We start from the raw sequence: 24,023 nt of genomic DNA on the forward strand, positions 1-24,023 counted from the left end.
TGTTTATTTTTTTAAGGTTAATAAAAATTCATCCAGATTTTCTAGAGCCAAAGTAAACCCTTCTTTAAAGCCCATCTCAATCATCATTTCAATGTCTTCAAGTTTTTCGTGCTGTAAAGTAATGCTTACGGTTGTGACGCCATTGTTTTCGGTAAAGTCAATTATCCATAAAGAATGCTTACGGTTGTTTTCTATTCCGTTTTCATCACAAAAAGCATCCAGCCATGACAGCAGTTTATTTGATTCGATAGCTTTATAATCAGCTTTACACCACATTTTTTCATCCTTTGGACTCACCATTGCATAGAGCCACATTCCGCCTACTTTTAAATCCAAAAATTTAGTTTCGATATGACAGGGTTTCGGTGCCCACCACTGCTCTAACAAGTCAGCTGTAGTCCACGCTTGCCAGACCAGTTCAAGGTTAGCATCAAACTCACGCTTTATATGAATGGTTTTGCTTTCCTTATTTACGGAAAAATCAAATAGAAGATTGCTGTTCATTTTTTCTGTTTTTTAATGGTAGATAACAAGTTGTCAAGTTGGTTAAAGTGCGTTTCCCAAATTTTGCGGAAATGTTCAAGCCATTTGTTTATTTCTTTCATTTTGTCAATTTCAAGAGAATAGTATATCTCTTTGCCCAGATGTTCTTGTTTTACAAGTTCGCATTCAGTAAGTATGCGTAAATGCTTTGAAACAGTCTGTCGTGATGTATTGAAGTTTTCGGCAATCGCATTGGGAGCCATTTCTTGCATTGCAATTAAGGCTATGATAGCTCGCCTTGTGGGGTCAGCAATAGTCTGAAATATGTCTCTTCTCATATATCTGTTCTTTTGTTTTAGAAACCGAACAGTTGTAAATGTAAACGCAACCAATTGTTTTCACAAATTAATTTTTCATCAATGATGAATTACATGATTTAAAAGGACTTAGCTTTTAGAAGAATGGATTGAAAATGAGAAAACTGTAAAATTTTGAGAGAAAGATTTCTTCTTTTGAAAAGAAGTTTAAAAAGAAAAGAGCAAATGAAAATATTAAACATTCTACCACATACAATAGATTATAAAACCTTAGTATAAATCAGATTTCCATTAAAAAAGAGAATTTCCAAACCTATTTTAAGTTTATTACTAAAATGGTATTTGCTCGTTGCAGATAAATGAGGAAAATTACATATGATGGCCCTTTACAATAGGTTTCGACATATGAGCTAAAGATATGTCCTTTATATATGTTAAATCATATCTTATAATAATAAAAAAGTGCAATGTTCAAACATTGCACTTTTTCATTAACAAAGTAAAAGAATAATACTATTTAGAGATTATAAGCTTATCAGAATACACATTATTTTCTCCCACGATCTGAATAGTGTATATACCTGAAGGTAACAACTCCAGATCCAAAGTTCCATTATAAGTATCTGAATGTTTATACACTTCTTTACTATATACAATAACTCCATTAACATTCATTAGCTTTATTTCGAAATATGATAAATCTAAAGATTTGATATCTAATTTTATCTTTCCATTTCCAGGATTCGGATAAATAGTAATGTTGTTCCCAATGAAATTCTTATATAGTCCTGTATTAGTTGCAGTGCTAAAGCTGATTTCATTTCCATAAGATGTGCCTATTCCATTAGTTGCATAAGCCCTCAAATAATATGTTACATTTGGAGTGAGGTTTTCCAATAGACTTGAAAAGGATCCTAAACCTGCTCCAACTGTTGTTTTATTATCATTAATGGTCGGGTCAGGAGAAGTACTCCAGCAAAATCCTCTGGAAATAATAATGTTTCCTCCATCATCTGTAATATTCCCTTCTACATTCACACTAGTTTCTCCATCCTGTAAGACATGAGTTGTAACCACAGAAGGAAGTTCACCAGAAGGTTTAAGTATATGATTCAATTCTAAAACAAGATTATTTTCACCTGCAATGTAACCTAAGCCATTATAAAAATAAACTGAATAAAGATTATCTAACAATGGAAGAGGATAAATTTCCCATGTTTCTCCACTATCAAATGTAACCAGAACAGTGCCTGTGTTTCCAACGACATATCCTATTTCCTTATTCGCAAAATAAACAGAGTTCAGGTTAACAGTTGTTGGCACCTGAACCTTATTCCATTGACTACCTCCGTTAGTTGTTGTTAGTAATGTTCCTGAATTTCCTACAACTACTCCTCTATTGGCATCTACAAAATAGATATCATTTAGAGTTGCTGAAACTCCGGTGGTTTGACCAACCCAGCTTATTCCATTAGTACATTTACTAATCTTTCCATTGGTACTAGCCATGTATCCTGTAGATGCATCAGGGAAAAAGATGGATCTTATACCACTTCCACCTGAAGTTACATATTGGACACTCCAGGAGGCTCCATAGTTTGAGGTTCTTCCAATCTGATAGCCTGTTTCATGACCATAATATCCTGTTTGGGCATCTGTAAAGAAAATTGTTTGGGCATCTATTGTCTTAGATGAATTCCATGTTTTCCCTCCGTCAATAGTCTTATATAAAATGTGAGAAGCAAGATAACCAGTATCCTTATCTATGAAAAACATATCCAGTATGTAACTTGAAACCGAATTTTTTGTCCACTTCTGTTCCCCTTTATTTAATTTATATATATAGCTTCCTCTGGATACAAACACTGAACTATCAGGGGTTACATTTACATTAATAGAATTACCTTCCGGATTAGGTACATTCAGAGAAGTAATTTGCCCGAAAACAATCTCTGCCTTATCATTTTCCAAACGCAATAAATTTTTACATTCACTATCATATGCAAACGCTATTCCGTGTCCATACTTAATTACATCAATGTTATTTATATCGTTAGGATTATTAAGTGAAGCCCAGTTTCTTCCTGCATCTGAAGTAGAAAAAAATCCTAAATTACGAGAAATACCATAACCATTTAAAGAGTCCATAAACCATGCATCATCTATGGTAATAGGATTACCTTCACGTATCCAAGTAATTCCTCCGTCTCTTGTCCTGGAAACTCCAGAGGAAGTTCTAAAACCTATGTCCTTTGTTATAAAAACAGAATTGGAATAACTTCGAAATGTTGGTGTCCATGTTACACCTCCATCATAGGTATAACAGTTCCCGTTATAACCAAACAGTGGTTCTGGAAAAGTAAAATCTCCACATCCTTCGCATACACTTTTAAAAATCCAATTTAGGCCACCATCTTCAGTATAACTGATGCTGGAACCTATAACCGCATTCCCCTTAAGTCCATTGAAATGAAGTTTATTAAAATATGCCAAACCTCCAATGTTCGTAGGAATAATATCCCAATTAATTCCTCCATCAATTGTTTTTAAAAGAAGCCCTTCTTCTCCCCCAGCATAACCTGTTTTTGAATCAAAGAAAAACAAAGAATAAAAAGTTCTGAATTTAGGATCATTATACACTACTTGCCATTTCCTCCCTGAATCAACTGACCGAAGAATACGGCCTTCTGTACCAACCATAAAGATTGTATCCTTGCTAGCAATAAAAAGATCCCTAATGATAGAACCTGAACTAAAATAACAAGTTTGGGCATAAACACCTTTTAATAAAAGGATACAAACAAAGAATAAAATAACCTTCCGCATAAACCTTTGATTTAAAAATATTACGATAATATAAATTCAAAAATAGCCCCAAATAAAACCTTTTAAAAATTATCTCCAAATTAATAATACATGAGGTCCATTTCTCCACTGTCTCTTTTCCATCATAATTTATCTTTTAACCTAAAACAACCTGATTGATGCAATCGCTCTAAGCTATGGCATCAATAATTCAAACCTCAAGGTGGTCAGGCATTTAAAGATAATGCATAGAAATATCATAAGCCCCAGTTCAGATTCTCATCAACAACTAGAACCTATTAAGCTTTTCTCTTTCAGCTTTAAGCTTTAAGCTTTCTACTTTCAACTTTAAACTTTCAACTTTCGACTTTCTCCTCTTCTTAAAAAACAGCACAAGACCAATCACTACAACAATTAAATTGGCAAGAGCAGCAATCACAGTAATAACATCTCTTCCGGTTTTACCCAGTGAATCTGCAAAATGAAATTTATGAAGAAATGCAAAACTAAGTCCCTCGTAAAGATCTTTATCTTCAATACGGACAGAAAGTTTACCGCTTGATGTTTCCACGTAGTAGCGCTCGTTTCCATTGCTATTGTACTGGACTTTCATGACAGGCAAACGTTTGTTTACAAAGCCATACTCCCCACCGAAGCTATTGATTTTATTAATGGATACAATCGCATCCGTTTTATTGCTGCTATAGCTGTTGGCAAGAAAAGCAGCATATACCTCCTCACCATTGTTTAGTTCCTGCAATGTAGAAACGTTCAGGTAAACTGTTTTTACTTTATTTTCTTTATCAATAATGTTTGCCTGCCAGTACAAGGAAGTACCCATATTTACTACCGATAAATTACTCAACAATCCCAGTTCTTTAATTTTCGTAAAAAACTGAATACTATCCCAATGAAACCGTTGAACTGGAACAGACGTTTTTATCAAAGATGCAGATCTGCTGTCTGGTTTTATTTTTTCAAATGCATGATATCCACCGCTGAAAGCAAACATCAAGGTGGTAACGGAAACAAAGATAGAGGTGATCCTGTGAAGCCTTCTGGTTTTTGTGTAACTGTTCGAACGATCAGTAACCCTTACTTCATTGGAAATAAAATAAATATAGATCCCGCTGATGGCTACAAATAAAGCAAGACCACATAAAACTACAATCACAACATATCTTAGGCTGCCCAAAGCCTCCAGAAAGCTCCAGCTGTGAAAGGCAGAGAAAAACCTGCTGAACCCATAACGCAGGTCATTCACTGCAAAAGCCATCCTGTCCCCGAATGTCTCCACAAAAATCCTCAACCCATCTTCACGCTGAAAAGAAACTTTATAAACAGGCAACAAACGGTTAATGAAAGGATATTCATCTCCGAACTCACGCACGAGTTGTGTATCCGTTATTGCAGTTTTTGTATCTCCAAGAAAATATTGAGAAAGCTGGATAGCATACTTCTGATCTCCGTCCACCAACAACTTTCCATCTTCAACATTAATGTAAACCGGAATATCTTTCTGATCATGCAAAACCTGATAGTATACTTTACCATCAAGTGTTATAAGCCTGAAATTATCAATAGATTCAATTCCATTCATTGTAAGCGCTTCTGTAACGCTCAGGCGAACCTTATTCATATCAACAGGCAGAGCAGGCAAGGACTGATTCTTTATCCTGGGCTTAAAGGTACTCATGACAGGATGCAGAATACCGCTGAGGGTCCACATAAGCACAGGCACAGCAATTACGATGCTGATGCTTCTGTGCCACTTATAAATATTTTTTCGTATCATCTCAGTGTGACTTAGGTTCGTTATTTTTTGCCGGTAAAGTTGTATTGAATGCCTATTACAAATGATCTCGGAGCTGCAGGGGTATAGGTTGTTCTGTCAGCTGCGTTATTACCTCTGGTAGCCGCATGCGCATAAAGTTCATCTGTAAGATTCAGAATATTTACAAAGCCTTCAATGCCCTTGTATTCATATCCCACTCTGAAGTTTAATACACTCACTCCTTCCATGCCCAGAAAGGTTTTGTCCTGGTATCTTGCAGTATTTGACTGATTCTGATACCATGTACTTATCCGCTGCCATTCAAGTGAGGTCCTGAATCCTTTCAGATATCTTTGTGGTTTATAGGTAATTTCGCTATTACCAATCCAGGCTGGAGCAGAGGGCATGATCTTTCCCCCTGCATCCCTGAACTCATCCGTTGACTTGCTGCTGATAAGGAATTCTTCAAATCTATGTACAGAATAACTTCCTCCTGCACGCAGGGTCAATGACTTGCAAGGCCGAAAGGTAATCGATCCTTCTAAACCTTGATGAAATGTTTTTCCTGCACTTGCATAGTCTGTTGAATTATCCGGCATTCTTATACTCAGCAATTCATTTTTACCCCACATCGTATAGAATGCCCAGTCAATATAAACAACATTGTTCAGCAGTCCTGCCCAGCCTCCGATTTCTGCATTGTCGAACTTTGCAGGTTTTAAATCATAATAAAACTGATTGGGATCTCCTGTTGCTACATTGGGACGCCTTCTGAAAATGGAGGCCAGGCTGGGTGGAGAAAAGCCCTGGCTATAGTTTAAATATACTCCTGTGTTCTTTACAAGTACATAAGTGGCTCCTACTTTACCGGTTAACTGATCATATAACTTCGAACCTTTTGACTGATCCAGATTATTCTGGTAATCAAAAGACATACGGTCATACCGCAGGCCAGCCGTAAGTTTAACCTTTTTAACAGGACTGGTCACAAGCTGAAAATACCCTGCTGAATTCAGTAGGTCTGTACTGTAATCTGCCAACTTCAGGTCGGGTCTTTCTTTTAATAATTTGTATTTCTCTACAGATTTATGATCAGGTCTGAGTTGTGCCTCCAGATCTATCTGGTGAGCTGAATAGGTCGTCGGTGAATAATCCAGATAGATGCCTGTTGTCAATCGGGTATCCCAGAAACCAAATTGTTTGGTATGTTGGGCAAGAAGTCCAAAGCTCTTGAAGATGCTCTCGTTTATTTCTCCTGTTGCAGTTGCGCTGCCAGATTTCCAGCGGATTCCGTAAGAGGGATTTTGTCCTATTAAATTGTCCCGGAAAAAGCCGGATATCGTTGTCTGGTTGTTTTTATTCCAGCTATGTTCCAGCGTCAGCTTAGATCTCAGTGAATAGACTTCTCTGTAGGTAAAATTTGAGGTACTGGTATAAGCTCTGTTATAAAAAGCAATGCTGTCGACACTTCCGCTCATATCGCTGTGATATTTGTTATAGGAGGTGGTCAGATAGAGCCTTGTTTTTTCGGTAAAAAGATAATCGAGACGAATGTTAAAAGAATGTTTGTTAAAGTCTGAAAAGGCCTGCCATCCGTTGTTCTGGAAAGCATAAAATCCTCCGGCATAGATTCCGAGCCTTTTGGTGATCATGCCTCCTGCTCCGTACTGGACTCTTCTGTATCCATAGTTGTTGGCCTGAATTCCGATCTTTGCTGTGGGCACAGCTGTTGGCTTCTGCGTTATAAAATTAATCGCTCCACCTACTGCCTCCGGACCATATAAGGACGATACCGGTCCTTTTACTACTTCCACATTACTGATGGCAAAGATGTTCATTTCTATCAAACCATTGTGATTGAACAGCCCCATTGGCCGTAGCGGTAATCCGTCTTCCATATACAGGAAATAAGAAGAGGTCCCCATGGGCTGACGGATAGACATACCATGCTGTTCATTGTTGAGATTTTGCATTACCACTCCCGGCACCTTACTGATGATCTCTGTCAGCAAGACTGGCTTGGTATCATTGATTACTTCCTGCGAAATTTTACTGATCGCGATAGGTGCTTCCGATCTAAGACTGGCTTCCCTGTTAGCAGTTACGATAACTTCCTGCATATCAGTCGCTGAAACTTTTAGAGCAACTGTAATCTTTTTGTTTTGCTGGGGTTTTACATATTTATCTTCATACCCGAGTGACCGGATCAGAAGGCTGTCCGGGCGATCTGAAAGTTTAAGTATAAATGTTCCGCTGCCATCTGTAGTAGTTACATTGACGGAATCTGCAATAATCAGGGCCCCAGGAAGGCTTTCTTTGGTCTGTGAATCAAACACCTTACCCTCCACTATATATTGCGCCCATGAAGAACTGCTGCTTATTAAAAGATATAGAATTAATATAAACTTACAACTCAGTTTCATAAATTTGATTGATTGTTAAAATCAACCGGACAGGAAACTGTTGATATCTGACTCTTCTCACGACAATTTGAATAGCAGAATATCGGCAGGATTCAGGTCCGGATTTTTTTTATTATATTGAAATTGAACTGTCCGTGAAATACGGAACTTTGAGAAACCTTTGATCTGTAGTTCTGCTCAGCAGATATTTTTTATAAACAGCAATAAATCATATGCACAAGTACCACAAGCATTCCAGATCGTTGTTTTATGATGATAGAAAGCGTGTAGCGTTTTTCCAGATGTTTATACATCAAGAAATGGGCTATCCAAAGTGATAAATGCTGTTAAAACAGAGTGGTTTTCTCCTTAGCTGTTCTGCCGTGGAGGATGAAAGAATGAAAAATGAAACTGAAGGTGGCTTTCCTTTTTATAAGGAAGAAAATCAAATGAGGAGATCTGAATTAAATTGAAATGAACCGGAAAGGTTGTTTCAATGAATTGAATTTCAGAAGATACCTTGTCGGAACTTAAAGTGTTTGTTTTTTTACTTTCGGTATCTAACTGCTTTTTGAGATAACACTTTCCCTGGCAATCATTACTGGCTTGATCCTTCTTCACACAAAGGGTTTTGGCAATGATATCCCTGTTTCCTTCGAAAGAAGCAACGATCATGAACTTACTGAAATTATGCAGTAATATTCCGATAATGGCCGCTATAAGTAATAGTTGTTTCAAATCTTCCAAAAGATGCGCAAATATAACCCTGAAAAGAACAAGTACAATTATATGTTTCACAAAATTTGAAACCGGGCTTGACTGTTTATGTTATTACCAATTCAAAATAAATTACTTAGGCATTTTCCCTTCTTCTCAATTTTGAATCGGAATTTATGGGATCAGACTTTTTTCTTCATATAGGTTTGCGGCAACTTTATATCTGCTGAATGCCAGAAAAAACAGACCGCTTTGTTCCAGCTCAAACACTCTCTCATTAATTCTATTGATACCAATGCTGTCTGTAGCAGTTATATTCAGAGATTTGTCAAGATTAAGGGTATCGGAACCTTTTTTACTACTGTCAGCAATAACCGCTGTTACGAAACTGTCCTTGATGGATATTCCTTCTGCATGCTCCTTTTCTTTTACATTACAACCTTCTAAATAAAAGAAAAGCATTGTGACAAGTACTTTCTCCATTATAACTCAATTATATACTTTTTACTTAATAACCGTCTAAAGACATAGTTTTCAAATAAAAAGTAAGTAAAGAAATACTAACTATTTATATAATGTTTCTGTTTTTTACAGTCTATAAAGACAAAGGTAGAAAGTAATATCCCCGGATAGGTTTCCCTAAAAACATTGCAGGTGTCCATTTCTTATCATTTTTAAATAACTTTTTCAATAGCACATTTAACTCGTTCGTTTCTGGTAGTTGCTTCATATTAAATTGCCCCTCAAACACAAGTATGTCAGCAACATTTCCTTTTTCATCTATATCAAAGCAAACAAGCTTATGAGGATATTCCTCAAATGGCTTTTTCTGAGCTTTTAAATAAATGAATTGCCTTAATGAATCTTCAGACAATGGATAGCGAACATCCTTAAACCCCTGTCCTATACTATCCAGACTATCCGAAATCTTAATCTGTGCTTCCAAAAAGCCTTTACCAAACTTTTGCTCAATCGCCCAGATCATATAGTCATCAAAACAATCGCTGCAGAGTATAATACACCCAGAGCAATAACTATAGTCATAAATACTATACTTGCTTTTAAGCCAGAATACATATGTATCGGTAACTGGAAACTCATGCTTATATTGAGGCAAGCATATAGAATCTTTTCTGACAAGATTTTCTGCCATATCCAGATAATAGCTACAAATACGCTCGCTAAATAGATTAGAGGATTTATTCTTAACATTTTGAAAAATGGAGTCTTTTACAGCTTGCTGTCCGAATGCAGCACTAAAGCTAAACAATAACCATATTGTAAAGGGCCACTTTTTCATTTTCAAATTACTAAGTTTTATCATAAAACTAATACCCCCCTATTTCAAAGTCCCGAATAACCTATCCCAAACCTTGGTATAAAATCCGAAATTGTGCTGCTCATGCTGATGATGACCCACATGAAAGCCTGTATTGGCAAGCCATTGCAAACATTCATGATGTTTAAGTGCTGCCGGAACAAATTCTTTACGGAGATGTCCGATAATGCCCATTGCAACATTCAATACCAGATAAATCACTACAGCATAAATAGAAAAATCCACTGCAAACAATAACAGCAGCCAGAGCGATCCGAAACCCAGTACTTCTATCGGATGCAGAACAAACAATGAAATAGCCGTTGGTGTATCGTAAGCATGATGCAGGTCATGATACCGGTATACAAAACTCAGTTGATGTATGACCCGGTGAAACACATACATCAGCAGATCCATGGCAAAGATCAATACCACAAAATCAATTACAATACTTAAAAGACTGGATTCTAAATGGAAAACAATAAAGCCGTATTTAAAAAGCAGATACCCGGTCAGCGTAACAAGAGTGTTAAAGAAAATAGTAGAACAAGTCCAGTAAATTTCTTTTAAGCTGATAAGGCGTTTCATCTCAGGCAGCAAACCATCCAATGCAAAGCCAAGCAGCACGGCTACCAAGGCAATGGCAGCATTTTCCAGTAAGAACAGGAGGAATAAGAAAACAAGATCTAAACGCTCTAAATATGCAAAAAATGCCTGCATGTAGTAATTTTTTAACTACAAATTATTATTTTTTTCCAACATCTCTAACCCTCTTCTTCTTGTCAAAAACATAAAACTATTTAACTACTTAATACTTAAGACTTACCACTTAAAACTTCTCCCACTACTTAAAACTTACCACTTATAACTTAAAACTTTTTATGTTCTTCATTTTTCACTAACTTTCAGTAATGAAGTTATTTGTAACCTCTCTCAATTCCGGCAGCAACGGAAATTGTTACTATATAGGAAATGAAAAGGAAGCCATTCTGGTAGATGCCGGAATCAGCTGCAGGGAAATCGAACAGCGGATGAAAAGACTCGAACTTTCAATGAAAAAAGTAAAGGCTTTATTCATCTCGCATGAACATACGGATCATATAAAGGGAGTCAGAGTTCTTTCTAAAAAGCACAACTTACCTGTTTATATTACCAGGGATACACTTAAAAATGCCAATCTGGATGACACCAATCCATCTATTGTCATCATGCACCCTGAAAAACCGATCACGATCGGACAGCTTGAAATTACTGCCTTTCCTAAGTTTCATGATGCCAGAGATCCTCAGAGTTTTGTAATCCGATATAAAGATTTGTGTGTCGGAGTTTTTACAGATATAGGTTCTGTCTGCGATAATGTGATCAGGTATTTCAAATGCTGTAATGCTGTATTCCTGGAAGCCAATTATGATGAGGATATGCTTCAGAATGGCAATTATCCATACTTCCTAAAAAAGAGGATATCAAGCGATGTCGGCCACTTATCTAACAAACAAGCGCTGGATCTCTTTCTGACACATAGATCTGAAAACTTAAGCCATCTTTTTCTTTCTCATTTATCTGAAGAGAATAACTCACCCGAACTGGCAAAAGCGTTATTTGACAAACATGCTGTAGCGGTAGAGATTGTAATAGCTTCCCGTACTCAGGAAATTCCGGTACATGAAATTGGATTAACTACTTCAGGAAAAAGAGAAACCTATCAACAACAAGCACTGGAGTTTTGATAAAAGGTCGTTTTTATCATAGTGATTCAAGCTGTTACTTGACCTTTCGGGGAAACAAAATAGGGATAAGCATATTTTATCATGCTTATCCATTGAAATTTAAATCATAAATAAATATGGGTAAAATTAAAGGGCACTTTCTCTTGCGACAAGATTAACTATCTGCTTAAGCTATTAAAATGTCCTTACCTTTTAATTCGTCAAAGTTGATTAGTCCATTAGATTTTAAAAATGTCAAGGTTAAAACAATCGTCAATAAGCCAAGTACCTGCACCCTCTGTTTAATTTTAAACCTTTCCTTTAAAGCATAAAAGAATTGTATTAACACTATAAAACCAGGCACTATGAAACAATAAATAAAGCCAGTATGCTGGCATTGAAAATATATCGATTTCCCCTTCCAAATAGTAAGACGTATTCACTAAAAGAAAGAAAGTAATGGTCGTTATTATTAGTCCATTATGTTTTAATTTGTATGTCATTTTTTGGTGATCACTAACATTAGGTTATACGTTCTATAGAGAGAATACTGCTGATATTACTCATTCCTATTTGAGTATTATATAAAATACCGGATTAAATAATACTTTATAAACGCACCACATTATCACTCAAAAAAATAAGAATAGCCCCAATGGCAAGGATATATCATTTATCACCTACGATTTAAAAAAATAAGTTGCCTGAATCTTAAGACTTTTGATAATATTTTTTTTGAAGCGCATATAAAACTTTAAAATCAGCCCGTTCCAAAATCACATTATGAATAGCAATCCTTTAATTTAAAAAGTATTAAACATTATTAAATAAATATATTAAATCCTATTTTTAACTCTTAAACATTTTTTAAATATCATGAATAAACATTTACGTAGCTGCATTAAAGGTGCATTATTAATTTTTACAAGTGTTCTGGCAACAAATAGTCAGGCTCAATGGAACAAACAAACAAGCGGGACTGCAGAGATTTTAAGATCTGTTAAATTCACCGGTTCAGGTTCAGGTTATGCCGTTGGTGATAAAGGTACAATTTTATATACCAGCAACGGCGGTTCAACGTGGGGAGCTCAATCCAGCGGAGTCACTACTCATCTGAATTCTGTAGATTTTACAGATAATACTAAGGGATGGGCTGTTGGTGACGATGGCATTATATTAACTACGGTTAATGGTGGAACAAACTGGAGTAAACAAACAAGTCCTGACAAAAACAAACTTAGATCTGTTGATTTTATTGATGAGAACCAGGGTGTTGCAGTAGGAAGCACTTCCAATTTTGGACTTTCATACATTATTTATACGACAAATGGTGGACAAAACTGGACGAAAGCAGAATATTCAACAGCTGATATATTATTTACTGTTGTTCAATTGAACTCCTCTAAAGGATTAGCTATGGGAAATCATGGAGGTGTATTTAGAAGTAGCAATGGTGGTGCAAACTGGAGCGTATTTACAATAGGAACTGGTCCTTCGATACGTTCAGTAAGTTTTGCAGATGCCAGCAAAGGATGGTTAGTTGGAACGTCAGGAGATATCTACCATACCACTAATGGCGGAGATTTCTGGGATGAACAAAACAGCGGGGTAAGTACACAGCTTAATGGTGTGTATTTTGTAAATTCAAGCAAAGGTTATGCAGTTGGAAACGAAGGTGTTATTCTCGTTACCACGAATGGTGGCACCACCTGGACTGAACAATACAGCGGCACCACAGAAGATCTATACTCTATTGCATTTACAGACACTGACAACGGATGGATTGTAGGTTCCAATGGTACAATATTGCACACTTCTAATGGCGGAAATCCTACCAGTACATTAAATGCGAAAGATATGGGCATTCAGTTTTATCCTAATCCGGTTTCAAGAACTTCTGGTATCAATGTAGAGTATACTAATAATTCTGCTTTAGATATATCCTTATTGAATCATTTGGGTACAGTGGTTTACAAATCATCAGAATTCGATACAAAATCTGAAAGAATTGATTTAAATAATCTGGAACTCACTCCGGGTGTTTATCTATTAAGAATAGCCGATGGAGATAAGCAAATGAGTAGCAAGGTTCTTGTTTATTAATTCTGAATTTTAATACCTTTTGTTATTAGTGATTAAGGGTATAATTATAGGTTGGCTGTAATTGTACCCTTATTTTTTTGAACTATGCTATTGTTTTTGCAGGTTATAAATATTCAGATATAATTCTGTCTATATTCTCTCCGACCCCATAGCAATTAAGTTAATATTTTTAGTAAACCACAATCAGCTACTTTGTCATCCTGAACCCTGCGAAGGATCGGATAGTCACAAAGTAATTTGCGATATAAACCACATTCTGCCAAACAGCTTAATTTTATTCATTTTTGATAACTCAGATGCTTCACAAGTCCAGCATGACAAAGTAAAGATCCGTCAGGTTGAGGACTATTATCGGGGCCATAGTACTATCAATGCAGCATGTTTAGATAAGAACAGATTCTCATTAAACTTAAACATATATTCCTTTTCTAAAAATCAGTACATTTGTATTTTAAAGATTATTATAAAAAATCTTTACGTTATTTTTCGAAGGAACATTAAATAAATATAATGGGCTTAGATATAACACATTACAAAGCTACACTGATAAAGCCGCAAACAACTGATCCAACCTCAGTTTTAAGCGAAACTAGAGAGTCTTACAATGATTTCAACGTACCATTTCAACATTTTAAGCAATACATTCAAGAAATTGATTGTCCGAATATCCTTGATACAGTGATAATTGCAAAGCAGGAAAACCATCTCGATGAGGCGAAAGAATTTTTAAAGAACTATAATTACACATTTTTCTTAAAAACAAATGATGAAGAATTAAACAATCTATTGACAAAACATGAAATAGAAAATGGACTTATTGGGCTTCACAAACACATGCATGATCAGGTTTTAGGAGCCAGATGGATAGTTCTTTATTATTATGAAATTCTGAAAAAAGAAGGTTTTTATTACGAAGAAGTAGGTTATCAAAGAAAAGGAATGAGTAGCAAATTCTGGGATCGCTTTTCTTCTGAAGACATTTATAATTTTGCATTGAAGGAAGATTTTGAATATGCATACTCATGCGTAGACTATTGTTGGAGCATTGATACACGTGAAATTGTTAAACAAAGAAAAGAAGATTTTAAAAATAACTTTATCGACAATTTTGAATCAGGTGCAAGCTTTCTAAGTCTATCTTATTAGCCTCTCCTCTGGTTAAGAGGAGAGGGCATTGTAACAGAAGAATTCATAAGAGAAAAAACTAATAACTGAACATGCAAGACTTTATTGATCAAGCAATAAAAAATGGCGTTACTGTTTCTGACATGGGACCATGTCAATTCTGTGGTGGTGACTATCAAAAAGGTATTTTTGATTGCATGGACAATTACAACAACGGCCTTGTGCTAATAGACTTTAATAACCCGAAAAATCACCTGTCAAGACCTGAACCTTTGAAAAGAGGAAACATAACGACCAAAGACCTGACTAACTCAACAACAGTAGACGAGTGTATTGAATTAATAAAAAAATGGGCGGACGAAGTTTATAATGCATGGAGATTAAGCCATCCATTAGTTATACAAATCGCAGACGGTTTTATAAATAAGATTCTTAATAAGAAAACATACGACAGAAATTAACGAATCATTCTGGATAAAGATGACTAAAAACTTAAATAAAATAAAAGCTGAATACAGAAGAACAGAATACCTCCCCTCTGAACACCTTGTAATTACTGTTGATGGAGAGCCTCTTGATCAGATCTTACGCAAATTCTACACAGATCATCATTTTTCAGGACTAATCCCAACCCTTCTTGATTGCCTTGATGACGATGAGGAAAGAAAACTCGTCTGGGATAAAATTGAAAGCAATGCTAAAATAATTCCAATATTGATGTGCCCTGATGATTGTGACCTTTGGTACACAGTCATCATAGTTGAATGTGAATTTAATGATGACATAGTTAAGTGGGAAAGAATTGGTTTAGATATGACAAGTAAAAAAGACTATAGTTCTGAGAAAGTTGGAAGCAATATCAAGTGGCTTGACAAAATTTTGCCAATGGAATTTTCCAGAGAAGAATATCAAAACTGCATTAACACTTTTAAGAAGGAGCTTTGAGAGGACATGATAGTTCCTTTATTAACCCAGTATCAGGAGGTTAATTCAAATTGGCTTTTGTCTTCTATAATGGGTAATTTAATATGAAAATTATCCAATCAATTTCACCCCGAGATTCAAATTAATCCCAAGCTTAAAACAAAATGAACAACAATATATCCAGAATACAGAATAACGTTCAAGACAGAAATAGCGAAGCGTGGAAGAAGCTTTGTAAATACGTTGAGCATGTAGCACAAAATGAACTGGAAATATTTGCTCCGGGAAAATATCTCGGAGGTGAATTATTTGCACAAATATTCACACTTCCCGAATCAATCGAAAAGTTAAAAAAGGTTAAGAAACTAATCTTATACGGCAGCAGACTTAAAAGAATACCTCCGGAAATCGGGCAAATGGAATCCCTCCAATATTTTGATCCATATACTTCTTACGATTTGCATTGGTTTCCTTATGAAATTACAAAGTGCAAAAATCTAATAGATAGCAGAATAAGTACCAGGGTATTATATGGTAATTTTAAAAATAGATTGCAATTTCCTCAATTGGACCATAACCCGGTAAGGTATGAAGGCGCTACTTTAAAATGTAGTGTCTGTGAAAAGGAAATCTCCTATGAGGAAACTAATCAATTCTGGATTACTTTAAGAATAGGTACAGATGTTGTTCCACTGCTTGCAAACTTATGTTCGCAGGATTGTAAAACAAAATTACCTACCCCTCCAAAAGGATATGTTCCATATCCGCATAAAGGTGGAGCAGATTTAAAACAACCTTCTTATAAAGAATGGGAAGAAGCCAATGTAGTCAAATTTAAACTTGATGATATAAAAGAATCAATTGAAAAAAATAAGGAGGTACAACCTACGCTTTTACAATTGATAAAGAAAATATGGAAAAAGTAAAGAGCATCTACGTCTTACTATTAGCAGTTTTTATCATTAGCTGTAGATCCGAAACAGAGAGCAAGAAGACGACAATAGAAAGCAAAACTGATACTATTAATAAAGTCAATCAACATATCTATAAAAATATCTCTGATACAACCATTGATATAAGGAATCGTGTTTTTGAATTTGGATCTACAACTCACCTGGATGAATGTCGATTTTACTTTGAATGTGATTGCTGTTCGGGAGAATTTATTTTTAAGCCTGATTATACTTTTTACTATATTGATTATTGCATGAGTGACTTAAGCGTTACCAGAGGTACCTATCACATCAACAATAACTATGTATATTTAAGCGCTGACAGTATCCGGGTTCAGGAGCTTTATAATTGGGAGCAAGAAAGTGATACATCAGCTATAGAATACATTCTTTCCGACAGTATCATAAAGCCTTATAAAATGCAATTTGCAATTCACAAATGTGAATCTAATATCAAGTTGATTGATATGGAAGACCCGGCATTTGTAGCATTGAGTAGTGATAAAAACCAAGATTCTATATTGACAATATTAAAGAAAAAGGGAATCATTAAAAGGTTTGTTTATTAGCGACTAACACGTTTATAGATAAGAACAGAACAGAAAAGAAACATACACCCCTGAAGGGCTCGCATCAAGGCAATGCACTCCTATCTATTAATTACATTAATAGTCGCGAAGATCTTCTGATTTATTGGTGAAATGGAAAACTTCTCGGTGGATACAAAGAAACACATCTTCCATTTGTCTGAACTGGGATCCATGGGATTATGAGATAGACAGGATTATCTTCGAATAGGAATAGTAATCTAACCCATTAATTCTGATTCAGAAATTTTAACCTAAAAAAAGAGGTTGCTAAAAACAACCTCTTTTAAAGTGAGATTCTATATAACTAATCTATCCCTAAACGAATAGCCTGCTTAACAGGAGCATATCCCGTATCAGAACCTGAAATAGACAATTCACCCTTTAACAGCAAAGGTGGTTGTGCCATAAATTTAGGAGTACTTCCCCGATGCACCTGAGCCGAGTGAACCAAAAACGGGTGACATAGATAAACGGTACCAGCTTTACCGGTTGCATACACTTCTTTTTCTTTCAGGCAAGTCGTGTAACTTATTTGCAAGCTCCATAAATGAAAGACCTGCATCTCCCTCTTTAGACAATAGCTTTGCAACATCAATATGTGAACCTTCATATATGACAGTCGGGGCATCATGTTCGCTGACATCTGAATACAAAACCAACATTAACAATGCCCGTCCTTTTGATTTGACATTGACACGCCACTCAAAATAATTATTAGGATCATTACCTGGAAAACTTGCATCTACGTGCTTACCGGTATCGTTAGGCTGTCGAACAGATGGAAATCTGACAGGAAACGTGCCTACACTGCGGCAAGGAATCCATTTATCTTTTCCAATTAACTGATCAAAAGCATTATATAACTTTGGAGTGTTTACGGAATTAACAAAAGGTTCATTGGTATACATTCCCAAACGAATTACAGGCTCTATCCAGGTAGAAGGATTTGCTCTGTCACAAGGAAGGTCTTTCCATAGAATCTCTAAAGCTGCATCTGCAATTTCCCTGGTAAATGAATGATCAAGACGAACAAAACCGTTATGAATAAAATGCTCTATATCCTTTTTACTTAGTATATCTGACATAATGTAATTGTTAAAAACCATTTGCAGACAGCAATAGATTCTGCTGACCAGCGAGCATGGTTATATAATTATCAATAAAATGGGGTATAATAGAAAAGTACGCTTTGCATAAAGAAAGCGCATTGCTTTAAGAACTAAGCCAGGAAGGAATATTATAGCATTACGGTCATTCTCATGGCTACAAAATTAAAAAAATATCTCCGAACGAACAAAATAAAAAAAGGATACTGCAGATAAACTGCATCATGGCTCTTGATAGGAATAATATAATTTTAACATCTATGCCTGGCAAGGAGCAGCTACAATTTAATCGTATTCTGCATTAGATGATTTTTACTCTTGCTATTCCATTCATAATTCCATCTTTTATCATTTTACCATATCCGTCATCGGGCAGAAAATGGATAAAAGAATGTGCTAATTCATAATTCTTTTTTGCATTGTCAATATCATTCAGATCTTCATGGCATTTTCCAATATTCAGATACAAAGAAGGGTACAACCCTTTTACATTTTCGTCATTAACTTTTAAGGCCAGAACTAAAGCGATTTCATCCCACTTTAATTTTTCAGAAATATTCCTTTGATGTCTGGCAATATAATGTGCAGAAGTAAATTTCTCTAAATTATTTATAGCATCATCCCATGCCATTTGAAAGAGTTTTAGAGCTTCTTCCCTTTTCCCTTCTCCCTCTAAGTTCATTCCCTGAGCACAAAGTTTTATTACATGGTTGTTAGGGTCAAACAGCATCATTCATTTCAATTTATTAGGTCTGCAAAATTAAAGGATTTAAAGTAACAGGCTTCATCGAGATTAAAAAATCATTTCTACACTGAGCCCCGGTCAGGGAAATTTAAATAGGGATTAATCGGACAAAAGGATGGCGATTCAAAATTCCTTTTGCTGACGAACAGTTTTTTCCACCCTAATACTTCCCTTAGAAAAGTAAATAGAAAGGTAATGATCACCACATTTTAATTTCTACCAGAAACGAAATGGATTTAAACTATTGCTTCCGCTTTCCACTTTCCACCCTAAGCTTTATTCTTTTTCTAAAACATCCGGAAACCTTAACAGTTTGCAATATATAGACCAACTGAAAACATGATCCAATCTGCATTTGATAGAGAATTAGTTATCCAAGTAGACTCAATTGAGTTAAAAGGAATTCTTACAATTCCAGTGAAATCAACGGGCATTATAATGTTTTCTCATGGAAGTGGCAGCAGCAGGCTCAGTCCCAGGAATAATTTTGTCGCTAAAGTCCTTCAGAAAAAGGGCTTTGCAACATTCCTGTTTGATCTTCTTACTTACGAAGAAAGTCTTAATTACAGCACAAGGTTCAACATTTCTATGCTTACTCAAAGACTCGTTAATATTTGTAACTGGCTTAAAGAAAATGAAAGAACAAAAGATCTCCCAGTAGGCTTGTTTGGTTCAAGTACTGGTGCTGCTTCTGCCCTGGCAGCAGCAGCAACAATGGGTAGCAAAATAAAAGCTGTTGTCTCAAGAGGAGGACGTCCGGATCTTGCTTTACCTTATCTGGAAGAAGTAAATGTAGCCACTTTGTTTATTGTCGGAGAAAATGATCCGACTGTTAAGGAATTGAACGAAGAAGCTTTTGCTCTATTGGGAGCAAAGGAAAAAAATATGGTCATTGTTCAAGGGGCTACACATCTGTTTGAAGAATCAGGTAAACTGGAAGAAGTAGCTGAACTGGCAGGAAACTGGTTTAAGGAAAATGTAAAATAAAAGCACAATTGACTCATTATTGATACCCTAAATAAGAATATATGTACGGGAATGAAACTGGTCGAATTTTTACTAACAGAGAAGATGCAGGCATTCAGTTGGGAAATGAGTTGTCAGCTAAATTTAAAAATAAAAATGCTTTGGTATTGGGAATACCCAGAGGTGGTGTGGAAGTTGCCTATCACGTTGCAAGGATTATCAATGGGGAGCTTTCTATTGTAATTGCGAAAAAACTACCATATCCTGGTCAGCCAGAACTGGCCTGCGGTGCAGTGACGGAAGATGAGTCTGTATATCTATCTGCTCTGGGAAGACGTTTGCCTGAACCAACCATTAAAGCCTTAATCGAAGATCGTATTCAAGAAATAAAAAGAAGAATTTTAGAATACAGAGACGGTAAACCACTTCCCGATATGAAAAACCGCACAGTAATAATTGTGGATGACGGAATAGCCACAGGTTCTACAATTGCTCCAATTCTGCAATTGTGTCGTAAGCAGCAAGTAGCGGAACTTATTGTAGCTGCCCCTGTTTCCGGTAACAATTACGCTGACCTGATCGATGAACTGGCAGATGAAGTAATTGTGCTCGAGGTTCCTTCCTATTATTATGCAGTAGGTCAGGTTTACTATGATTTTCATCAGAGCACTGATGAAGAAGTTGTTTCCTTCCTTCATAAATCACCTTCTACCAGATAAGCCATATCAATGTTTATATTACCTCTATCATGAAAATTCATAACTGCATTTTGGTTATATTTTTTTATAACAAGTAAGAGAAATTTTATTTATCTGAAAAGATTATGGGTAAATGATCAATAAAGACCATAACGTAAGCACAAGTGAAATTGTAAAGTTTTTATCAGATAGCAATCACTTCCCTGAATATTCCAATAATGTTGAGCTGAAAGAGACGCATATGTCCTATGTCTTCATCACAGACAACTTTGTATATAAAATGAAAAAGCCGGTGTTGTATCCCTTTCTCAACTTATCCACTCTGGATAGACGGAAGCACAATTGCCAGAAAGAAATTGCTTCCAATAAAACCCTTGCACCTGATGTATATATTGGCACAGTCCCATTGTCCCTGACTGATGTAGGAATGAAGCTCGAAGGTCAGGGAACCGTCATAGAATGGTTTGTTAAAATGATTCGTTTGCCCGAACAGGAAATGTTGGATTATAAAATTCGTGAAGGAGAAATAAGCATTCAAGAAATAATCTCCCTGGGAAGAAAGCTCTCTGTATTTTACAAACAAGCCAGGAAGAAAGAGATGCATGAGCAAGAGTATCTACGCAGATTGAGGACTTTCCTGTCTGACAATCTTGAAAGCCTCAGGCATCCGGCATTTGAGATAACAAATGAAATACTGGACAACATAAAAACGCTTCAGTTGAATTTCATTGCAAGGAATGAACAACATTTAAGCTCAAGGTCTGCCAGAATAATTGAGGCTCACGGAGATCTTAGGCCAGAGCATATTTGTTTTCTGAATGAGCCTGTAATAATTGATGCCCTTGAATTTAACCCTGATTTCAGAATACAGGACCCTGTTGAAGAGCTTTCTTATTTTTCTCTTGAATGTGAAATATTAGGAAATGAATGGATAGGGAAAAAATTATTAGAGGTTTATGAGAGTGAATCAAATGATCATTACTATAAAGGGATAGAGTCCTTTTATAAAAGCATTCGTGCAACACTCAGGGCCTTATCTTCTTTCCGCCATCTTTTGGATGATCACAGAAATGATCCTCTTAAATGGAAACTTAAAGGTTTGAACTATCTAATGATGGCCCAGATGTATATTTCCGGATAGTAAGTTAATGGAACAATTCTGTTATTGATTCATTGGTAAGCAGTCTTCGTATGCATTCCGCAATCAATGGTACCGTGTCAAGAATCACTATCTTTTTTTGGATTAGATCATTATTTATTTTGAAATCAGGAATGGAATTCGTGATTATAATTTTGTCAAGTGCATCAGACTGTAAATTCACATTTGCTGCTTCGCTGAAGACACCATGAGTGGCTGCTGCGTATACTTTTAAAGCACCGAATGCTTTACATGCTTGAGCAGCTCTCGAAAGCGTAGTTCCACTGCTGATCAGATCATCTATGATAATTACAGTTTTGTTCCTGACATCTCCGACAAGGCTGCTTCCAGTTACTATCCCTTTGCTTCTTTTCTTTTCCATAAAGATAACAGGAAGTTCTTTTTGTATTTTTTTACCCAGGCTTATGCTAAATGCGTCTGCCCTCTTCATTCCTCCCGCATCAGGGGACAAAATAACGATATCATCGTTGGCTGCCAGTTCAGCAAAATAGTCTGTAAATAACATTTTTGCTTCAAGATGATCTGTAAAGCAATGGAAGGAATTCTGATATGCCTGAAGATTATGAACATCCAATGTTATCACATGATCCGTCCCAACGGCTTCAATAATTTGTGCAAGGTATTTGGTCGTAACAGGATCCCTGTCTTTGGTCTTTCTGTCCTTCCTTGCATAACAAAGGTACGGGATTATTAAAGTTATTTTGGAAGCACAAGCATCTTTTAAAGAACCGGTCAAAAAAAGCAGTCTGCACAATTTGTCATTTACACTCATGGTATCATCAGAAAACAAAGCCTGGATAATGTATACTTCTTTTCCTCGTACATTTTCAAGTGACCTTATTTTATGTTCACCGTCTTCAAAGTCCCTCTCTTCGTGTGATGCAACATACATTCCAAGATGCCTTGCAACATCTTCGGCATATTGCTTTCCGATATTAAGAGAAAAAATTCTCACCGTGTCCGTGATCATTGCTCATATACTTTCAGAATAAAACATGTTTATTATTAAAGTGTTTACAGGATAATCTATGATAAGGATGTTACAAAATAATTTTCCATTTAAACTCCCATTCACCCATTTACCTCAATTTTATTCTCTTTGATAGCTCAGATTTTCGCAATCTCAACATGAACTGTAATTCTAAAAATTGATTAAAAATGAAAATATTGATATAAAACTACTTTATACATTTTTAGTACTCATAGTCCTGTACTGTGTCGGCGTCATCCCCTTTAACCTTTTAAACACCCGGTTATAATAAGGAACATCTGAAAATCCTGAGGCATTACATACCTCCGCTACAGACAAAGAGGTATTCAATAGAAGCTTACATGAAGCCTCTATCCGGTATTCAGTTAAATATGAAAAAAAGGAAGTCTTCGTCATTTTCTTAAAAAACACACAAAAGGAAGCTTTTTCCATACCGATGAATTTAGATACCATATCAAGCGTAATCGTATTCTGAAAATTATTCATCACGTATAATTGCAAAAGCTGCATCCTTTTGTCATTCGTATCTTCCACAACAGGCCCTCCCACTGTATTTGCTATTTCAGGCTGAGCTATTAATGGCAGTAGTCTGATCATGGAGGAAAGCCTTTCCACTTTATTCTGCCTGATCATAGATTTTACGATGCGTTGCATGGCTGACAGGCCACTACCACCAAAAGAAATGGCTTGGGAATGTTCCATAATCCTTTTGATTACCGCCTCCAGTTCCGGAAAAACAATTCCGTTATTTTTAAGGAAAACATCGGAAAAGAAAATACATATATTTTCAATCTTTCCTTCCTTATCGCATATGTCTTCATCAAATGACCAGCAATGAGGAATATGTGGAGGAATCAAAATCACCTCTCCTTCTGAAAAAGGCCCCATAGCATCTCCAATGACCCTCGTTCCCCTGCCTCCTATGATGTATGTAAGCTCCCAGAAATCCTGCTGATGCAGATTAACTTGCTTATCCCAGGCAATACCACATGATCAAAAAGAAATGAAGTATTTTCTTTAACCGGTATATGACAATATTTAATACTTTTTACCATTCTTCTTAAGAAACGAAGAAATTGCAAATATCGGACAACTAATAACAAATATCAGACAAATACAATAAATAGCTTTCTTCTAACTT

At 35.9% G+C, this 24,023-nt stretch carries 23 protein-coding genes; 10 read left to right on the top strand and 13 right to left on the bottom strand.

What is annotated here, in order from left to right:
• Positions 1 to 3 precede the first annotated feature (3 nt).
• The 9 genes from MYP_RS16210 to MYP_RS16250 form a co-directional block, all read right to left on the bottom strand.
• Positions 4 to 504, bottom strand: coding sequence for an SRPBCC family protein (locus MYP_RS16210; protein WP_045465406.1), 501 nt, complete (start codon positions 502 to 504; stop codon positions 4 to 6).
• Complete coding sequence (locus MYP_RS16215; protein WP_045465409.1) at positions 501 to 821, bottom strand: ArsR/SmtB family transcription factor; 321 nt, start codon at positions 819 to 821, stop codon at positions 501 to 503. The genes MYP_RS16210 and MYP_RS16215 overlap by 4 nt, the downstream gene beginning before the upstream one ends.
• A 492-nt stretch (positions 822 to 1,313) precedes the next feature.
• A complete protein-coding gene (locus MYP_RS16220) occupies positions 1,314 to 3,626 on the bottom strand; it encodes a T9SS type A sorting domain-containing protein (protein WP_045465412.1) in 2,313 nt (770 codons plus the stop codon).
• A 268-nt stretch (positions 3,627 to 3,894) separates the two neighbouring features.
• Positions 3,895 to 5,400, bottom strand: coding sequence for a PepSY-associated TM helix domain-containing protein (locus tag MYP_RS16225; RefSeq protein WP_045465415.1), 1,506 nt, complete (start codon positions 5,398 to 5,400; stop codon positions 3,895 to 3,897).
• A 20-nt stretch (positions 5,401 to 5,420) separates the two neighbouring features.
• The gene (locus MYP_RS16230) at positions 5,421 to 7,802 is read right to left on the bottom strand and encodes a TonB-dependent receptor (RefSeq protein WP_045465417.1); all 2,382 of its coding nucleotides are present in this window, start codon (positions 7,800 to 7,802) and stop codon (positions 5,421 to 5,423) included.
• A gap of 348 nt (positions 7,803 to 8,150) precedes the next feature.
• The gene (locus tag MYP_RS25260; protein WP_052430270.1) at positions 8,151 to 8,579 is read right to left on the bottom strand and encodes a hypothetical protein; all 429 of its coding nucleotides are present in this window, start codon (positions 8,577 to 8,579) and stop codon (positions 8,151 to 8,153) included.
• Between the two features lie 93 nt (positions 8,580 to 8,672).
• Positions 8,673 to 8,981 (bottom strand): hypothetical protein, encoded by a 309-nt coding sequence (locus MYP_RS16240; RefSeq protein WP_045465420.1) that lies wholly within the window; start codon positions 8,979 to 8,981, stop codon positions 8,673 to 8,675.
• A 112-nt stretch (positions 8,982 to 9,093) separates the two neighbouring features.
• On the bottom strand, positions 9,094 to 9,798 hold the full coding sequence (locus MYP_RS16245) for a hypothetical protein (protein ID WP_156140678.1): 705 nt from the start codon (positions 9,796 to 9,798) through the stop codon (positions 9,094 to 9,096).
• A gap of 39 nt (positions 9,799 to 9,837) precedes the next feature.
• Positions 9,838 to 10,536, bottom strand: a complete 699-nt coding sequence (locus tag MYP_RS16250) for a sterol desaturase family protein (protein ID WP_045465426.1) — start codon at positions 10,534 to 10,536, stop codon at positions 9,838 to 9,840.
• A gap of 191 nt (positions 10,537 to 10,727) precedes the next feature.
• Between MYP_RS16250 and MYP_RS16255 the strand changes: the two genes are divergently transcribed.
• The 7 genes from MYP_RS16255 to MYP_RS16285 all read left to right on the top strand — a co-directional run bounded on the left by MYP_RS16255 (position 10,728) and on the right by MYP_RS16285 (position 17,196).
• On the top strand, positions 10,728 to 11,543 hold the full coding sequence (locus MYP_RS16255) for an MBL fold metallo-hydrolase (RefSeq protein WP_045465429.1): 816 nt from the start codon (positions 10,728 to 10,730) through the stop codon (positions 11,541 to 11,543).
• Positions 11,544 to 12,398: 855 nt separating this feature from the next.
• On the top strand, positions 12,399 to 13,625 hold the full coding sequence (locus MYP_RS16260; RefSeq protein WP_052430271.1) for a YCF48-related protein: 1,227 nt from the start codon (positions 12,399 to 12,401) through the stop codon (positions 13,623 to 13,625).
• Between the two features lie 510 nt (positions 13,626 to 14,135).
• Positions 14,136 to 14,771, top strand: coding sequence for a hypothetical protein (locus MYP_RS16265; protein ID WP_045465432.1), 636 nt, complete (start codon positions 14,136 to 14,138; stop codon positions 14,769 to 14,771).
• Positions 14,772 to 14,842: 71 nt separating this feature from the next.
• Positions 14,843 to 15,211 carry a hypothetical protein gene (locus MYP_RS16270; RefSeq protein WP_045465435.1) on the top strand — a complete coding sequence of 123 codons (369 nt, stop codon included), beginning with the start codon at positions 14,843 to 14,845 and terminating at the stop codon, positions 15,209 to 15,211.
• Positions 15,212 to 15,230: 19 nt separating this feature from the next.
• The gene (locus MYP_RS16275; RefSeq protein ID WP_052430272.1) at positions 15,231 to 15,695 is read left to right on the top strand and encodes a hypothetical protein; all 465 of its coding nucleotides are present in this window, start codon (positions 15,231 to 15,233) and stop codon (positions 15,693 to 15,695) included.
• Between the two features lie 143 nt (positions 15,696 to 15,838).
• Entirely contained in the window at positions 15,839 to 16,600 is a 762-nt protein-coding gene (locus MYP_RS16280; RefSeq protein WP_045465438.1) for a hypothetical protein, read from the top strand.
• Positions 16,588 to 17,196, top strand: a complete 609-nt coding sequence (locus MYP_RS16285; protein WP_045465440.1) for a hypothetical protein — start codon at positions 16,588 to 16,590, stop codon at positions 17,194 to 17,196. The genes MYP_RS16280 and MYP_RS16285 overlap by 13 nt, the downstream gene beginning before the upstream one ends.
• A 503-nt stretch (positions 17,197 to 17,699) precedes the next feature.
• Here the strand turns inward: MYP_RS16285 and MYP_RS16290 are convergent.
• Positions 17,700 to 18,302 carry a phytanoyl-CoA dioxygenase gene (locus MYP_RS16290; protein ID WP_231570059.1) on the bottom strand — a complete coding sequence of 201 codons (603 nt, stop codon included), beginning with the start codon at positions 18,300 to 18,302 and terminating at the stop codon, positions 17,700 to 17,702.
• A 322-nt stretch (positions 18,303 to 18,624) separates the two neighbouring features.
• Positions 18,625 to 19,056 carry an rRNA adenine methyltransferase gene (locus MYP_RS16295; protein WP_231570060.1) on the bottom strand — a complete coding sequence of 144 codons (432 nt, stop codon included), beginning with the start codon at positions 19,054 to 19,056 and terminating at the stop codon, positions 18,625 to 18,627.
• Positions 19,057 to 19,407: 351 nt separating this feature from the next.
• Between MYP_RS16295 and MYP_RS16300 the strand changes: the two genes are divergently transcribed.
• From MYP_RS16300 to MYP_RS16310, 3 genes are all read left to right on the top strand, one after another.
• Positions 19,408 to 20,055 (top strand): dienelactone hydrolase family protein, encoded by a 648-nt coding sequence (locus MYP_RS16300; RefSeq protein WP_045465441.1) that lies wholly within the window; start codon positions 19,408 to 19,410, stop codon positions 20,053 to 20,055.
• 41 nt (positions 20,056 to 20,096) lie between these two features.
• A complete protein-coding gene (locus MYP_RS16305) occupies positions 20,097 to 20,753 on the top strand; it encodes a phosphoribosyltransferase (RefSeq protein ID WP_052430273.1) in 657 nt (218 codons plus the stop codon).
• A gap of 112 nt (positions 20,754 to 20,865) precedes the next feature.
• On the top strand, positions 20,866 to 21,873 hold the full coding sequence (locus tag MYP_RS16310) for a hypothetical protein (protein WP_045465443.1): 1,008 nt from the start codon (positions 20,866 to 20,868) through the stop codon (positions 21,871 to 21,873).
• A 4-nt stretch (positions 21,874 to 21,877) separates the two neighbouring features.
• On the opposite strand, the gene MYP_RS16315 is transcribed toward MYP_RS16310, so the two are convergent.
• On the bottom strand, positions 21,878 to 22,861 hold the full coding sequence (locus MYP_RS16315; protein WP_045465446.1) for a ribose-phosphate diphosphokinase: 984 nt from the start codon (positions 22,859 to 22,861) through the stop codon (positions 21,878 to 21,880).
• Between the two features lie 213 nt (positions 22,862 to 23,074).
• Complete coding sequence (locus tag MYP_RS16320) at positions 23,075 to 23,866, bottom strand: AraC family transcriptional regulator (RefSeq protein WP_262506789.1); 792 nt, start codon at positions 23,864 to 23,866, stop codon at positions 23,075 to 23,077.
• Positions 23,867 to 24,023 lie beyond the last annotated feature (157 nt).

The organism is Sporocytophaga myxococcoides, assembly GCF_000775915.1.
In the GTDB taxonomy this organism is placed as follows: Bacteria; Bacteroidota; Bacteroidia; order Cytophagales; family Cytophagaceae; genus Sporocytophaga; species Sporocytophaga myxococcoides_A.

Bases quoted from the DNA above. Each gene is read 5' to 3' on its own strand.
- MYP_RS16210 (WP_045465406.1), bottom strand. From the start codon at position 504: ATGAACAGCAATCTTCTATTTGATTTTTCCGTAAATAAGGAAAGCAAA.
- MYP_RS16215 (WP_045465409.1), bottom strand. From the start codon at position 821: ATGAGAAGAGACATATTTCAGACTATTGCTGACCCCACAAGGCGAGCT.
- MYP_RS16220 (WP_045465412.1), bottom strand. From the start codon at position 3,626: ATGCGGAAGGTTATTTTATTCTTTGTTTGTATCCTTTTATTAAAAGGT.
- MYP_RS16225 (WP_045465415.1), bottom strand. From the start codon at position 5,400: ATGATACGAAAAAATATTTATAAGTGGCACAGAAGCATCAGCATCGTA.
- MYP_RS16230 (WP_045465417.1), bottom strand. From the start codon at position 7,802: ATGAAACTGAGTTGTAAGTTTATATTAATTCTATATCTTTTAATAAGC.
- MYP_RS16240 (WP_045465420.1), bottom strand. From the start codon at position 8,981: ATGGAGAAAGTACTTGTCACAATGCTTTTCTTTTATTTAGAAGGTTGT.
- MYP_RS16245 (WP_156140678.1), bottom strand. From the start codon at position 9,798: ATGAAAAAGTGGCCCTTTACAATATGGTTATTGTTTAGCTTTAGTGCT.
- MYP_RS16250 (WP_045465426.1), bottom strand. From the start codon at position 10,536: ATGCAGGCATTTTTTGCATATTTAGAGCGTTTAGATCTTGTTTTCTTA.
- MYP_RS16255 (WP_045465429.1), top strand. From the start codon at position 10,728: ATGAAGTTATTTGTAACCTCTCTCAATTCCGGCAGCAACGGAAATTGT.
- MYP_RS16260 (WP_052430271.1), top strand. From the start codon at position 12,399: ATGAATAAACATTTACGTAGCTGCATTAAAGGTGCATTATTAATTTTT.
- MYP_RS16265 (WP_045465432.1), top strand. From the start codon at position 14,136: ATGGGCTTAGATATAACACATTACAAAGCTACACTGATAAAGCCGCAA.
- MYP_RS16270 (WP_045465435.1), top strand. From the start codon at position 14,843: ATGCAAGACTTTATTGATCAAGCAATAAAAAATGGCGTTACTGTTTCT.
- MYP_RS16275 (WP_052430272.1), top strand. From the start codon at position 15,231: ATGACTAAAAACTTAAATAAAATAAAAGCTGAATACAGAAGAACAGAA.
- MYP_RS16280 (WP_045465438.1), top strand. From the start codon at position 15,839: ATGAACAACAATATATCCAGAATACAGAATAACGTTCAAGACAGAAAT.
- MYP_RS16285 (WP_045465440.1), top strand. From the start codon at position 16,588: ATGGAAAAAGTAAAGAGCATCTACGTCTTACTATTAGCAGTTTTTATC.
- MYP_RS16290 (WP_231570059.1), bottom strand. From the start codon at position 18,302: ATGTCAGATATACTAAGTAAAAAGGATATAGAGCATTTTATTCATAAC.
- MYP_RS16295 (WP_231570060.1), bottom strand. From the start codon at position 19,056: ATGATGCTGTTTGACCCTAACAACCATGTAATAAAACTTTGTGCTCAG.
- MYP_RS16300 (WP_045465441.1), top strand. From the start codon at position 19,408: ATGATCCAATCTGCATTTGATAGAGAATTAGTTATCCAAGTAGACTCA.
- MYP_RS16305 (WP_052430273.1), top strand. From the start codon at position 20,097: ATGTACGGGAATGAAACTGGTCGAATTTTTACTAACAGAGAAGATGCA.
- MYP_RS16310 (WP_045465443.1), top strand. From the start codon at position 20,866: ATGATCAATAAAGACCATAACGTAAGCACAAGTGAAATTGTAAAGTTT.
- MYP_RS16315 (WP_045465446.1), bottom strand. From the start codon at position 22,861: ATGATCACGGACACGGTGAGAATTTTTTCTCTTAATATCGGAAAGCAA.